Genomic DNA, 14,402 nt, shown 5'->3' on the forward strand with positions numbered 1-14,402 from the left:
CTCTCAAACCTCTGTAGCCGCGCTTGATTGCATCGCGGCCAGTTCTTGTTGTGCGGTTCGCAGGGTCTTGTTGATCTCGACCCTGCGGTTGAATTGCTTTTCTTTCGCCAGTCTCGTCTTGATCCTGACGACTTCTTTCTCCTTGGCCCGGATTGCTTCAACGCGTTCAACGCGGGCCTGGATGTCTTCTTCTTTTTGCGGAGAGACCGGCATGAGGGCGGTCAGGATTTTTTCGTAAAGCCCCGGCAGATCGAGAGCGACGGGAAGTGACGCCCGCTCTGCACCTTCCTCCTGCCAGTCCGCCCAGAAGTATTCGCTGACTACCCATTTCGATCTCCCACCCTCATTGGGCCGTTTGAAGGCCGCAACTGTTCGGCGTTTAGCTACTGACACAACCTCAAAGAGGATGGGGAAGGGAATGGCTCTATCCATCGCACGAAGCACCTCCTCGCTGAGCGAGTCCCCGCGTTGCTTGACCTGGAAGACCTGTATCTCTGGAACAGCCTCAGAGCCGCCCAAATTGACCGTCTCTGGGGCAAGTTTGTAGGCCCAGGTGATCTGATCCACCTCAGCCACGAACCGCTCCTTCAGGGCTGCCCTAGCGTCTGCATGCTCGTAGATTTTGTTCTTGGGTATCACCCTGCCGAATTTGGCGGCTTGGGGGTAGGCAAACAGCATCTACTCTTCCCCCACATCTTGGACGACGAGGAATGCGATAAGTTCAAAGTCGTCGAGACCAGCGATGGTGTGAACAAGGGCAGAAGTCTTTCCCCCAGAGAACAGACTGTCGATGTCCTTCTCTTCCTTCACTTCGATCATCGACCTGATCGCCTCACTCAGAAGTTCCGAGTAAGCATCCATGTTTCGCCCGTCGTTGGTCGTGTCGTTGAACAACTTACAAACCGCCTGAATGGGTTCGTTGTGTCCCTTGCAGCTTGAGCGGATGAGGTCGAGAAGGCGTTTCACCTCTGTATGATCGGCAATGATCTCACCGTCGTTGCCGATGTATGTCAGATAATATGGATGCAGTCGGTTCTGTTGGTTGACGTTCACCGTGTCGTGGATGTTGCGAAGAGCGAAGATCACGCCCGGCTGCAAACCAAGGTCAGGACGAGCAGGGATAACCGCATGCATCCCGTTGGGCACTCGTGCCAGATCACCGTTCTCTTTAATGTAGTTCAGCAAATCCATGCGGAAGTCATTCAGACCAAGGTCGGTGATCGACACGCCCGTTTTGACATCTTCAAGTTCAATGACTTCGTCCTGTAGCCGCTTGAGTTGGTCCTTGCGGTAGGCGATGTCTGTGCTTTTGGCGGTGAGAACGTTGTCGTCACCGGTCGCTGTGATGTCCGTAATGATCATCCGGTTCTCAACCCGTTCTTTCAGGTTGATGTACTGGTCTAGAGAGATATCCGGCCAGTAGTTCACAAGTTGGATTTGGGAGTTTGGCGAACCAATTCGGTCGATCCGACCAAATCGTTGGATTACCCTTACTGGGTTCCAGTGAATATCGTAGTTGATAAGGAAGTCACAATCCTGAAGGTTCTGCCCTTCAGAGATACAGTCCGTCCCGATCAGAACATCAAGCTCCGACGGATCGTCCGGCATGATTAGTGACTTTTCTTTCGAACGCGGAGAGAACAGCGTCAGAACAGACTGGAAGTCGTAACTCTTGGGGAGAGTTGTTTTGGGGCCGTCTGATCCCGTGACCCGTCCAGTGTGCAAGCCTCGATCCTTTAATATGGCCGGAGCGATGTTCTTGAACAGGTAGTTCGCAGTGTCGGCGAAAGCCGTGAATACGATTACCTTTTTGTTGCCAGGATTAAGAGGGTTGTCGAGTTTTTCTTCGATCAGTTGTTTGAGATGCTGGAGCTTGGTGTCGTCCTCTGGTGCAACTTTTTCCATGGAGACGATTAGCTCATCGATCAAAAACTTGTCGGCTTGAAGGTCGTGCTTCCACGACGGTAGGTCCATGTCGCCTAAGCTGATTTTGACCTTTTTGCCGACGGTAAACTCATCAAACCCGTTCAGGTCATCATCATCTGCATCGATGATTTCAACATCCACCATAGGGTCAGTAAGTTCACCAGCACCGCCGGTCTCCTCGAAGTCATCGATAGCTATTAGTGTCCGATTTATGTTGCCCGCCAGAGCCTTGAGAGTGAGACGGAACGCTTCGACCGAGCTTTCAAGACGCTTGAGCAAATTGGTGGTCATCAGAGCCTGAAGGCTGCGTTCGCGGTCAAGTTGGCGAAGCTTGCCACGACCGCCTTCCACCGAAGTGTCGTACCTTTCCTCATACTTGGCCATGCGGCTCGGCAGGATGTAACTGATAGGAGCGTAAACAGCGAGTTTGAGCACAGACAACTGAGTGAAGATATCATTCAAACCCATCACATCGTCACGGTCTGTAATGGGACAGTGAAAGGACTTCGGCTTCAGGCGTGTTGGGAACTGACCAATATCCTTGGTGTCATAGAATGTGGTGATGTGCTTTCGGGAGCGGGCGATTGTGACAGCATCCAAAAGCTCAAAGAAGTCAAAATCCAGCGACTTCAGGATAGACGCAGCAGTTCTATCTTCTGGCGGAAGGTCAGCCCAATTGTTGAAGGCACGTTGAGCCCTCTTGAAGATTTCTTCAACGCTGTTCTTGGTCTTTAGGTTCTCGCTCAGAGTTTCAGATTGCCCCTCATATGCGAGAGCCAATTGGTTGCGTAGATCAGTGAACCGGTTGTTCACGGGTGTCGCCGACAGCATGAGAACCTTGGTCTTCACACCGTCTTTGACAACCATGTTCATCAAACGTTGGTATCGCGTTTCGCGATCCTTGTAGACATCGTTGTTACGGAAGTTGTGGCTCTCATCGATCACAACAAGATCGTAGTTGCCCCAGTTGACTCGATTGAGGGGAATTCCAAAACTCTCGCCTGATGTACGAGACAAGTCAGTGTGGCAAAGCACATCGTAGTTGAAACGATCTTTGGCGAAGAGATTGGTCTTCAGGTTCGTGTTGTAGTTACGCCAGTTGTCAGCAAGCTTTTTAGGACACAGAACCAAGACCGCTCGGTTTCGAAGTTCGTAGTATTTGACCACCGCCAGAGCGGTAAAGGTTTTTCCAAGACCAACGCTGTCCGCCAGGATACACCCATTATGCGTTTCCAGCTTGTTAATGATGCCTGTGGCAGCGTCGCGTTGATAATTAAACAGTTTGTTCCAAACCAAACTGTCCTTGTACCCAGTTAAGTCATTTGGAAGCACGTCCTCATCAACTTCATCAAGAAAGTCGCTGAAGATGTTGTAGAGCATCAGGAAGTAAATTCGTTCGGGGGAGTTTTCCTGATAGACAGACTCGATGTAATCACAGATCGAACTTGTAACGTCGCGAACCTTTTCGGCGTCGCTCCAGATCTCGTTGAACAATTGTAAATACATGTTCGTGTGAGCGGGTTCATCGAATTCTGTGACAAAGTTCGAGACAGTGTTGCCTTGCTGGTATCCAAGGTCAGGTGCTGTAAAGCCGCTGATCGGCATATAGGAGGTTGCAGCGTTATCCGTTCCAACATGAATGAATTGCTGCATTTCTGCTTTGGTCGTGTTGGACTTGAACGTCGCCTTCTGTCTGATCCAGTCGGCACATTCCCGTGCAATTGCACGTTGGTTTAGTTTGTTCCGCAGTTGGATTTCAAACTCTGTTCCGTAGACGGTGTTTTCACCTGTCTCTTTGGGAATAAAGAACTCTCTGCGTTCCTTGCGGATTTTGTCCGTCACTTCGCTCGGCACAAATGTTGGTGTGGTGAAGACGAATTGAACAGCCTCAACTTTCGACAGTTCGGCTTTCAAGGCTTCAAACGCATAAATCGAAAAACACGATGCAGCGATCTTCAGGCGAGACCCAGGCCCCAAGTTTCCACGCAACTCATCGCCCAAAAGTGTGGAGGAGTTGTCGATGATCTTCATTTGTCACCTCCAGCAAGATTCGACTGTTGGCTGACCAGGCAAAGAGTCATCACCTTGGAGAACTGCGTTCTGACGAACGCTACGTCTTCGTTCATCATAAATCTCTCTTGGTCAAAATACTTATGAGGTCGCGGTATCGTGCCGGATTGAATTCGGCTCCGGTTTCCCATGCGGCTTCAGATTCCTGACGAAAGATCGCCAGAATGGTATCGCGTATGGTTTCTGGTGATGGCCGGGTTTCTTGGCCCTGAAGGACATCTTCAACGAAAGTGATGACCTGACCCAGACGGTGCAAGTCTTCCTCGGCAAGTGCATTAACAACAGCCCCATCCAGAAGCTTGGATGGTGACACCCCATAAAGCCGTGCCAAGTCAATCAGTCGCTGCGAGGACACGGCAGTATCGCCGGTCTCTATGCGGCTCAACGAGCTTTGGTTGATACCAAGCTTCTCAGCGGCCTGGGCAGTTGTCAGGCCCGCATCCAGCCTCGCTTTTTTGAGATCGTCGTGAAGCACCAAAACCCCCAGAACATCTGTGCTTCGTCAATAATGCACGAAGTGCAATGAGATTGAAGTGCAATTAGGCAAGTGCACAACTTTACGGACCTTCAAATCACGCATAATATTCATGATGGGCATTTTGACGCTGGATGATTATCTGGCCACCAACAAGATTTCTGGGCCGAAGTTCGCTCAGCGGCTCAATGTTGCACCGACCGGGAATTAGATGACACTACGGGGTAAGGTTATTTGGAGATTGAGACGCCGGACATGTGTTGCAATCTAGTGCTTGAGCGGCAATGTCTCAAACCTCTGCATTTCATCAAGCAGCCTCACTACCAAACGGACGTTGCCAGCCTTTCGCCATCTAGGATCTCGAACGACGGCTAGGATCTGATCGACGCAATCTTCAGAAAGTGAGCGCCTTGCGACCTCTCTTTCAACGAATACCGTCAATTCAGTCTCACTTGGCGGCTCGACCTGAATAGTGCGAAGACGGGATCGCAATAGCGTAGGAAGGAGGTCGAGGTCATTTGCCGTAAGCAACCAGTTGATCCGGCTCATATCAAACCCAGTTTGAAGGTATGGGCAATGCCAATCGACTGCGGATACAGGCTCTAGCAGACCAAGCAGCGCTGCATGCATGGATGTACTATGACCGCTTGTGCTTACAGCTGTTCCCGCCTTGTCAACTTCGTCAACAATTACAATAGGGTTGGCAATTTTGGTTTCCAAGATGGTTTTCAAGGGTCGCCCACATTCAGCCCCACCCCATCCGCGGGACAGGCCAGCCACAGGAAACCCCTCCGACCCTGCTCCCCCATCAATGTGGGCCACAGGCAGTCTGGTTAGCTGTCCGATACGTCGAACAAGATGGGTTTTCCCAAGGCCGGCGCCACCGACCAGCATCGTCGGCCTCAATTTCAGCCCTGCGCAATGTTCAACCGCATTGTGACGCATGTCCAACCACAACTCATTGATGACCTGCTTCATCCAAGGCATCTCAGCATACAGTTGGGCCGCGATCTCATCGACCTGATGTTCCGTCGAGGGGCCGCCCACGACAACGCCCCCAGTAACCGGCTTCAACATCTTCCTGTCAGCTCTCGAAAGGTGACGCCCCTGGGAATACTTGCTACGTGCTTCGATGATCTTGTTTGAGCGCCGGCGGATCTTTTCGATATCCTCCCAACCCAAACGCCTTTTGGCCTCCAAATCGTCTTCCGGGTATTTGGCAAGCCTCACGTCTTCAAGATGTCTGCGCAGCCGTCTTTCAACGTCTTCATCATCTGTTTCAAACAATTTTAGATTGGTCAGCAGTGGAACAGTTTTTGGCATGCGAACACCCTTGGAAAAGCGTCGCAGAAGAGAGACTGAGGGAGATTTCTCCAGAACTTCGCCTTCTGCATTCAATAGACTTCGATCAGCAAATCTGCTGCTCATATCAAATGAATACAGGTCTCGGTTCTGGTCATGATCCAACGATATTAATCAGCTAACCAAGATTCAATAGATCAGCGAGTTTAACTTCAAGTATTGCGAATTCGGGTAGCCGGTCGACCTACCCAATATAGGTATGAGAGCATGGATCTGGCTGACTGTTGATTTCCGCTGGGAAGTGACCCGGTGCGCCATTTGATTAACAGAATAAATGCATGCCAAGCCTACGCCAGAACCCATGAAGTTTTGAGGTGATCCGCTCCCAAGCCAGGAGAGCAGTACTCTTTAGTGCGTCATGTTTCCTAGTGTTTCGCTCTTTCAGAATTTCTTCCTTCAACTCCTCCAAAACCCGCTTAATGAGAGGGCTAAAGGAAATTGTGTAATATGGTACATTACCCTGTGCCTCGGCGGCTTCGATGAGCTCAAGCGCGAGCGGTCGCAAGAATTCCTTCAACGAGTATGGTTTGCCAGTGTTGCTTTCCCAGGCACGTCGAGCTTCCTCGTTCGCGACCTCATAACTGGCAAAGCCCTTGTCATCCGAACTAAAGCTCTGTGAGTCGAAGTTTCTGAACACAGCGTAGCTGGCAAGTCTGTTCCCAGGAATTGGTACTGGATCTACGACACCGCAAAAGATGTTTTCACGAAGTTGGGTGCCTTCACCCAAATCGCTTGCTGTTTCGTCAGGGCTCCCGTTTTGGGGTTCTTCACTTGCTTGGGCGTCAGAGCCGTTCTCTTCGGCCGGCCTCCCTGTTCTCGCGGAGTGAGAAGCGACAGCATCATTTTGTCGGTCCTGGACTTCAGGCCCAGGGTTCTTCGGAGCTGCCTTCTCAGCTAGCTTCCCCTTTCCCTCTTCCTTGGCCCGTAGCTCCAACACCCAACTGCCATCGTCTTGGAGTACCTTCTGTGGTTTCAGACCCTCAGAAGTCGCAGCAACTTTGTAAACCTGATAGTCGCCCTGAGAGCGTCTGTGATGCTTCTTTGACGGGCCTTCGATGTACGCCTTGAACACCTCCTTGTGCCCGGCTTGAGCGATTTCAAAAGCGGTGGTCGAGGGTTTCGCGCAGTAAAACACGGTCGCCGCAAATGACTTCTGAAGTATCCGCTCGCAACTCGTGCTGACCGACCCAACACCCAGATATTCTCTATAGTGCTTGAGGCCTTTGGTTAATGCTCTCTCAGCTTCTTCTGATCCGTCAGTTTCGATAATCATGTGGAAATGAAGGAAGAAGCTCAGACTTTCGGGATCGTATGGTGTTTCGAGCTGAGCGAAGAGAACCTGGGGCACGTATCCAGCGGTCGCATCCAGGAAGTCTTCTAGTTGTTCCAGGTGTTTCCATGCCGAGGTGATAGAGCTGGAAAGATCTTCTGAATGACGGCGCTCAGCCGCTACCGGCACTGTGATCGAGAAAAAAGAAGACCCCTCCTTGTATGCTTCATTGGCGTAGCATGTGAGATAGTCCGCTGTTTCCCTCGTTTGAGCTAGATATGTGCTCGGTAAGTTTCGATTGTTGCAATAGGCGAATTTCTCGTTGGTCGCGGCGAATTCACCGGGAGGCATTGGGAGCAACAACATGCTTGTCCCGCCGCCCTTTCGGAGCAAGTTGATTCCAACTTCCTTTGCGAAAGAAGCCACCATGTAGCTCATTTTTCGATACTCGCGGCTTCCCCGGCCAAACTTCGTGCCACTTTTGCAGATCGACTCCTTGCCGATGGAAGCAAGCTTAGGGTGGATCAGTTTTTGGCTGAGATCGTCGTTGTCAGAATGGTGCCCATTGTCAGCGGAAGAACAATCAACCCCGTCTGAATTCGCCCTTGTTGGATTCAAATTTTTCATCATTGCACACGCTCCATAATTTTTGGCTCAAGCGACAAGAGCAGGAGCCAGCCGGCTACGGAGTGTGAGTGAGGCCGGTTTCACCAGGATTAATCTGGGCGGGTACAACGGGCAGGAGGAGTTCCGTCCGTTGTTTCTTTAACCAGTAGTAAACTTGCCGGTCGAACTTCCCGACTACACGTGGATGGCCCAAGCGCAACTCGCAAACTCTGGCGATCTTCTCATCTCTAAATTTTGTGAATCCGCTTTCGAGTGTGCGCAGGTTGGTATCGACCTCAGGCAGAGCTATGTGCCAGTGTAGAGAAGTACTGCCAGCCGATCTGCGGGGCTTCTGATGTTCGACAATACTAATGATACGTCTCGACGAAGCGGGGACGTTGTATTCTCGGCAGTACTCATCAAGAACAAGCCGCAGGTCGCGACGGGACATATTCACTTGAGGAGCGACCATGACATGGCGCACACCGAATACGCGGCCGGCAATTTTTGAGGACTCGCACATTAACCTCAATGCATCGGAATGTCCGCGGAGCCATTCCGTTCGCTCGTTGCTTCCCTGACCGTCGAAGTACTGAGCAATGCGTTCGGCCCGGGTGCACGGTATTCGCTTAGTCTTGACTATCATTTTTCGCTCCGCAGGATTCCGGAGCGAATGGCGGCTAAGTCCTCAGACAAATTGTGTAATGACCGGGATGGATGCTTGATGGCACGATTTTGGCCCGCAGCTGTTCTTAGGATGCTATTCAGGCACTCCAATTTGAATCCGATGTCTTGGATTGCGTGCAAAGCCTCGACAGCTTGCTGGACTTCAAAGGAAGGCACTTTCCTTGGTTGTCTTCTTGGTGAAGGAGACGCTGGTACGGAGTGTTCATATCCGAGAGACCAAGCGAGTAGTTCCCTTACACATGACGTTGGTGAGACGCCTCTGCGTTCAGCTTCTTCTTCGAGCAACTTCTTAAGGCTCGCATCAACACGCAATCCTATCTGTTCGGTTTGAGTGGCTGTGGCTACCATAGTTTGACCCTTTCCATGAGCCCGCCGGAATGTTGGCTTTGCTAGCGACACATCTTGCTGGCGGTGCTCGAGGAGAAAGTGTGGAAGCCGATGCAATCCACAAATTCCCAAAATTGGATTTGAAGATTGCATGCCTAGGCAAATCTGCTTCTTCGATCACTAGGGAGCAGGAGCATGAAGGAGATTGGGCGGAGCCGCCTCTACAAGCAGAAGAACATCGACACACCGAGTGGCATGGGATGGATGGGGATCCTCAACGTCTCGGGGAGCAAAGCCGTCGCGATAGCAGAAGTCGCATACAACTATGATGTGCCGGCAGGACTTTATCTCGAACTGCGCACTCGGAGGTCAGGAGTCTCAACCAAGTCGGAATTTGTGCTCATAGAATGCGAAGCGTCAGGTCAGAACGGAAATCCACATCTAGTGAGTCGCATGGGTCCAGGGCTGGAGATTTGGGCGTGGTTGCAGAAGGACATTAGTGGAAAGAAATGGATTGAAATCGTGGTTATGGACGAAAGAGCAAGCCAGGAAGTGAAGCTAGAGAACAAGCGTAAACGCTTGAGGCTGCCAGCTTACGAAGGTCAGAGTGCTAAACGTATATAGAAGAATGTGGATCGCATTTTTCCCTCAAATTAGATGTGGGGAATGATGTGGTAGACTTCACCAAACACCAACACTACGTGCACGATAACGGCCGCGACGTGAGCTTGGTGATAAACTTCTCTGATCAATGACAGCATGGTCATTCCTCCGTGTGACAAGTGTGCTTTTTGTGCCAAAATAATCGACTTGTGTCAATGGCCCAAATGACACAAAGTGGGCAAAAAGGAGCAACACATGTCTGATGTGGTAGAAACTGCCAAAGAGAACGAAGAGAAGACGGTTCGATTACACATCTACGTGCCGCAGGCTGAAATCGATGCGATTGATGATTGGAGTTTCAAAAATCGCATCCGAGCTAGGTCCAAGGCAATCCGAAAGCTTGTGCAGTTGGGCTTGGAGGCTTCGAAGGGCAAAGATTTAGGCTGAACCGTTTCGCTTAACCTAGGAACATTGGTTTCCGCCGGTACGTAGAAGGTGTACGGAGTTTAGCATTCAAAACTTCGGCAGAAACACCGGCAACATGAACCAGTATGCCAACAACCAAAGCGCTCTTCGAAACCTCAACAAGTAGGCGCCTTCAATCTAAATAGGTCCGATTTTTCGTTGCTGGCGTCTGTTCGCAACAAAGGAAGACAGCGCCATTCAAGCGTGGTTTCTTTACGAAGGCACCGGATGGGTCGTCGGCTGCTGATGGTACTTCGCAAGCCTTGCCAAGAGCCATGAGCACAAATTCCTTAACATTTGATAAACCCGAAAAAGATAGAAGCTGGGCACGACAACAACAGAGGCACAGCCCATGCAGGTTTCGATAAAAGATTTAGAGAACTACAAGATTTACATAGCAAAGGCTATTCAAGCTCGATCAGATGGCGAATTTTACATTCCGATTTTCGAAAGATTGGAGCATGAAATTGATGAACGGCGTCAAGGCCTAGATACGATGTCCAGAATCCGGGCTATCGCGAGCGTGAACTAACTTACCGCCAAAGTTTCCCGTTAACTCACCGACTTCCTGAATGCCGCCGACATATTGTTGGCGGCGTTCTTCTATGTGGAAGTCCAAGCATTCAGGCTTTCAGTGGGTGTTTCTCACCAAAAATGTAGGGAGTGGGGTTGGAGTACTCCGCCCATCGGCGCTTCGATTCTGAGTTTTGTCTAGAAGGAAATTTCTGCTTGCGTTGTGGCGACAGGGTAACACGCCAGAAGTCGCAAATGTGATACAAAATGTGATACAACTTGCTGGGCGGAAGCGGTCAAAATCCAAAATAAAACTCACAAAATCAATAAGATAGTGATGATTTGTTTGAGGATTTTGGTGCCCAGGAGAGGACTCGAACCTCCACGTCCATACGGACACTAGCACCTGAAGCTAGCGCGTCTACCAATTCCGCCACCTGGGCAGGTGTCGTGGAGCGGCGTTTAAGCCTACTGACGGAGGGCGTCAACCAGATTCGGGAAGATTTTCACAAGTTTTTTGACCCACCTCCGAAACGCTTGGGAAATTGCCGGGGTTTTCGCGGACGCGCGGCGTTATTGCGCCTTGTTTGCCGGTGCTTTGGGCGGTAGATCGGATCAAGACCAATCAGCAGGAGCCCTCGCATGTCCAAACTGGTCACGATTTATGGCGGATCGGGATTTGTCGGTCGGTATATCGCCCGGCGTATGGCAAATGAAGGATGGCGTGTGCGGGTCGCAGTGCGGCGCCCGAATGAGGCGATGTTCGTCAAACCTTATGGCGTGGTTGGTCAGGTTGAACCCATTTTGTGCAACATCCGCGATGATGCGTCGGTTGCTGCCGTGATGCATGGGGCCGATGCGGTGGTGAACTGCGTGGGTGTGCTGAACGAGCTGGGTAAGAACGAATTTGACGCGGTACAGGCCGAAGGGGCTGAGCGGATCGCGCGCATCGCTGCCGAACAGGGTGTTGCGCGGATGGTGCATATCTCGGCCATCGGCGCGGATGCCACGGCCAAAAGCGAGTATTCCCGCACCAAAGCACAGGGCGAGGCCGGTGTGCTGGCGCATATGCCGAACGCTGTGATCTTGCGCCCGTCGGTTATTTTCGGAACCGAGGACCAGTTCTTTAACCGCTTTGCCGGGATGACCCGGATGGGGCCGTTCCTGCCCTTGGTCGGCGCAGAGACCAAGTTCCAGCCGGTCTATGTGGATGATGTCGCCAAAGCCGCCGTGCAGGGCGTTCTGGGGCAGGCCGAGGGTGGCACTTATGAGCTGGGCGGCCCCGAGGTGAAATCCTTCCGCGCGCTGATGCAGCAGATGCTGGGGGTGATTCACCGCCGCCGGGTGATTGTTGGTGTGCCGTTTTGGGCCGCCCGGATCATGGCGGGTGTGCTGGATATAGCCAAATTTGTCAGTTTTCAGCTGTTTCCCAACCACATTCTGACGCGCGATCAGCTGACGAATCTGCGCCGGGACAATGTGGTGTCGGGCGATGCCAAAGGCTTTGGCGACTTGGGGATCGAACCGGCTACTTTGGAATCCATCTTGCCGGACTACCTGTGGAAGTTCCGTCCCTCGGGCCAGTATGATGAGATCCAGAAATCGGCAGACAACCTGCGTACCTGATCAGCTATAGGCAATCACCAGCAGGATTGCCCCAAGAATCACGCGATATATTACATAAGGCGTAAAGCTGACGCTGCGCAGCAGGCGCATCATCAGGGACAGCGCCAATAAGGCCGAGATAAAGGCAAAAAAAGCGGCTATGGCACCGTCCTTAGCCAGTTGGGCATCAGCCTCGCGGATCACCTGTGTCGACAGTAATACGCCCGAGGCCAGAATCGTCGGGATCGACATCAGCATCGCGATCCGCGCGCCGTCTTCGCGGCTATAGCCCAGCTGCCGCGCGCCGGTGATGGTGATGCCTGACCGCGAGGTGCCGGGGATCAACGCCAGAACCTGCCACAAACCCATGATGACCGCATCGCGCGGGCCCCAATCGTTGGTTTTCTTGGTTTGGGGCCCCTTTTGGTCCATCCAATACAGCAACAATCCGAAACCCAGCATGGTCCAGCCAATCACCGCCATCGAGCGGAGGGACTGGCTGAGCCCGGTTGTGAACAAAATGGCACCGACAATGACCGTGGGAATCGTTGCGATGATCAGGCTCATCGCCAGCCGTGCTTGCGGGGTGTCGATCTGCCCGGTCAGGGCGCGTGGCAGGCCGGCAGCGGCCTGTTTCACATCGGACCAGAAATACAGGATAACCGCGCCCAACGTGCCGACATGCACGGCGACGTCGATGGCCAGCCCCTGATCTTCCATACCGGTCAAGCTGGGCAGCAGGATCAGGTGACCCGAGGAAGAGATCGGCAAGAACTCGGTTATTCCCTGAATAATCGCCGCGAGAATCAACTGAAATAGACTCATTTAACCTGCCGTGCTGCCGCCGCGTATTGTTAGGGGAAATGGGTATAAGTGCGGTGCCGAAAAGGAAAGCACGTAAAAAGGTCCGAAGCGGAACTAAAAATGATGACATTTTCCAATTACTTTTCCTGACGCCGTGTATTTTTTCAATTTAGGTCAGCACAATTGACTTTTAATCCGGTAAGGTATCTCTTAAACAGGCGCGACCAAGCCAATTCATGGAGTCTGACCCGTGGCCAAGCAACCGATGCTGAAATTTGTGCAGATCGACCGCGTCATGCCTGAAAAGCGTGCCGCCAATGACCGCAAAGAAGACTTTGACGAAATCTATGCTGAATACGCCGCAGCTAAGGCGGAAGAACAGGCTAGTCGCTGCAGCCAATGCGGTGTTCCCTATTGTCAGTCGCATTGCCCGCTGCACAACAACATCCCCGATTGGCTGCGCCTGACCGCCACGGGCCGTCTGGAGGAGGCGTATCAGACCAGCCAGGCCACCAATACCTTCCCGGAAATCTGCGGCCGCATTTGCCCGCAGGATCGTCTTTGTGAAGGCAATTGTGTGATCGAACAATCAGGTCACGGCACGGTTACCATCGGAACGATTGAGAAGTACATCACGGACACCGCTTGGGACAAAGGCTGGGTGACCCCCGTGGCACCTGGAGCCGAACGCAGCGAAAGCGTCGGTATCATAGGTGGTGGGCCCGGAGGGTTGGCGGCTGCGGACATGCTGCGCCGGGCTGGCATTCAGGTCACTGTCTATGATCGTCACGACCGTGCCGGGGGCCTGTTGATGTACGGTATTCCAGGCTTCAAGCTGGAAAAGGACATTGTTCAGCGTCGCAACGACTTGCTGGCTGATGGCGGGGTCAAGTTCGAGCTGAACTGCGACGTGGACGCCGCCAAATTCGACGACATTCGCGCCAAGCATGATGCCGTGATCATCGCAACCGGGGTCTATAAATCCCGTGATCTGTCTATGCCAGGCAGTGGCCTGAATGGTATCGAAATTGCCATTGATTTCCTGACCGCTTCGAATCGCAAAAGCTTTGGTGACGCGGTCGAGGATTTCGACAATGGCCGACTGAATGCCAACGGTAAAAAAGTTGTTGTGATTGGTGGCGGCGATACCGCGATGGACTGCGTACGCACCTCGGTCCGGCAAGGGGCGACATCGGTCAAATGCCTGTACCGCCGTGACCGGGCAAACATGCCGGGATCGCAGCGTGAAACGCAGAATGCCGAGGAAGAAGGCGTGATCTTTGAATGGCTGAGCGCCCCCAAAGGGTTCACCGGCGATGACAAGGTTTCCGGCGTGATGGTGCAAAAGATGCGTCTGGGTCAGCCAGATGCCACTGGCCGCCAAGCCCCCGAGGTCATCGAAGGCGCGGACTATGTCGAAGAGGCCGATCTGGTCATCAAGGCGCTGGGCTTTGAGCCCGAAGACCTGCCTACGCTGTTTGGTCAGCCCGACCTGCCCTTGACCCGATGGGGCACCGTTAAGGCCGCGTTCCAAACCGGCGAAACCGAGATGGACGGTGTCTATGCCATTGGTGACATCGTGCGTGGCGCCTCGCTGGTGGTCTGGGCGATCCGTGACGGCCGCGACTGTGCCGATGCGATCATCGACAGGTTTAACAGCAAGGCTGCCGTCGCAGCCGAGTAACACCC

The 14,402-nt window shown here is 52.5% G+C and carries 10 protein-coding genes and 1 tRNA gene; 4 read left to right on the forward strand and 7 right to left on the reverse strand.

The genetic code is table 11. The features are described from left to right. Positions 1-3: 3 nt before the first annotated feature. From ACR0AL_RS20410 to ACR0AL_RS20430, 5 genes are all read right to left on the reverse strand, one after another. Positions 4-678, reverse strand: a complete 675-nt coding sequence (locus tag ACR0AL_RS20410; protein ID WP_480664455.1) for a DUF4391 domain-containing protein — start codon at positions 676-678, stop codon at positions 4-6. Beyond that, positions 679-3,957, reverse strand: a complete 3,279-nt coding sequence (locus ACR0AL_RS20415) for a helicase-related protein (protein WP_480664457.1) — start codon at positions 3,955-3,957, stop codon at positions 679-681. It abuts the gene before it with no gap. Positions 3,958-4,051: 94 nt separating this feature from the next. Further along, complete coding sequence (locus ACR0AL_RS20420; protein WP_480664459.1) at positions 4,052-4,471, reverse strand: helix-turn-helix domain-containing protein; 420 nt, start codon at positions 4,469-4,471, stop codon at positions 4,052-4,054. A 267-nt stretch (positions 4,472-4,738) separates the two neighbouring features. After that, on the reverse strand, positions 4,739-5,938 hold the full coding sequence (locus ACR0AL_RS20425) for an AAA family ATPase (protein ID WP_480664461.1): 1,200 nt from the start codon (positions 5,936-5,938) through the stop codon (positions 4,739-4,741). A gap of 157 nt (positions 5,939-6,095) precedes the next feature. Beyond that, positions 6,096-7,733 (reverse strand): hypothetical protein, encoded by a 1,638-nt coding sequence (locus ACR0AL_RS20430; RefSeq protein ID WP_480664463.1) that lies wholly within the window; start codon positions 7,731-7,733, stop codon positions 6,096-6,098. 1,185 nt (positions 7,734-8,918) lie between these two features. On the opposite strand from ACR0AL_RS20430, the gene ACR0AL_RS20435 reads away from it, so the two are divergent. Both ACR0AL_RS20435 and ACR0AL_RS20440 read left to right on the forward strand, forming a co-directional pair. Beyond that, a complete protein-coding gene (locus ACR0AL_RS20435) occupies positions 8,919-9,347 on the forward strand; it encodes a hypothetical protein (protein WP_480664465.1) in 429 nt (142 codons plus the stop codon). Between the two features lie 234 nt (positions 9,348-9,581). Then, the gene (locus ACR0AL_RS20440) at positions 9,582-9,773 is read left to right on the forward strand and encodes a hypothetical protein (RefSeq protein WP_480664467.1); all 192 of its coding nucleotides are present in this window, start codon (positions 9,582-9,584) and stop codon (positions 9,771-9,773) included. 887 nt (positions 9,774-10,660) lie between these two features. On the opposite strand, the gene ACR0AL_RS20445 is transcribed toward ACR0AL_RS20440, so the two are convergent. After that, positions 10,661-10,747, reverse strand: a tRNA-Leu gene (locus ACR0AL_RS20445). Between the two features lie 199 nt (positions 10,748-10,946). On the opposite strand from ACR0AL_RS20445, the gene ACR0AL_RS20450 reads away from it, so the two are divergent. Continuing rightward, a complete protein-coding gene (locus tag ACR0AL_RS20450) occupies positions 10,947-11,930 on the forward strand; it encodes a complex I NDUFA9 subunit family protein (RefSeq protein WP_170349489.1) in 984 nt (327 codons plus the stop codon). Here the strand turns inward: ACR0AL_RS20450 and ACR0AL_RS20455 are convergent, their stop codons facing one another. After that, positions 11,931-12,734, reverse strand: a complete 804-nt coding sequence (locus tag ACR0AL_RS20455; RefSeq protein ID WP_170349488.1) for an undecaprenyl-diphosphate phosphatase — start codon at positions 12,732-12,734, stop codon at positions 11,931-11,933. A 229-nt stretch (positions 12,735-12,963) separates the two neighbouring features. Here ACR0AL_RS20455 and ACR0AL_RS20460 point away from each other — a divergent pair, with 229 nt between their 5' ends. Beyond that, positions 12,964-14,397, forward strand: coding sequence for an NAD(P)-dependent oxidoreductase (locus ACR0AL_RS20460; RefSeq protein WP_480664469.1), 1,434 nt, complete (start codon positions 12,964-12,966; stop codon positions 14,395-14,397). Positions 14,398-14,402 lie beyond the last annotated feature (5 nt).

The organism is Ruegeria sp. BB1, assembly GCF_056539465.1.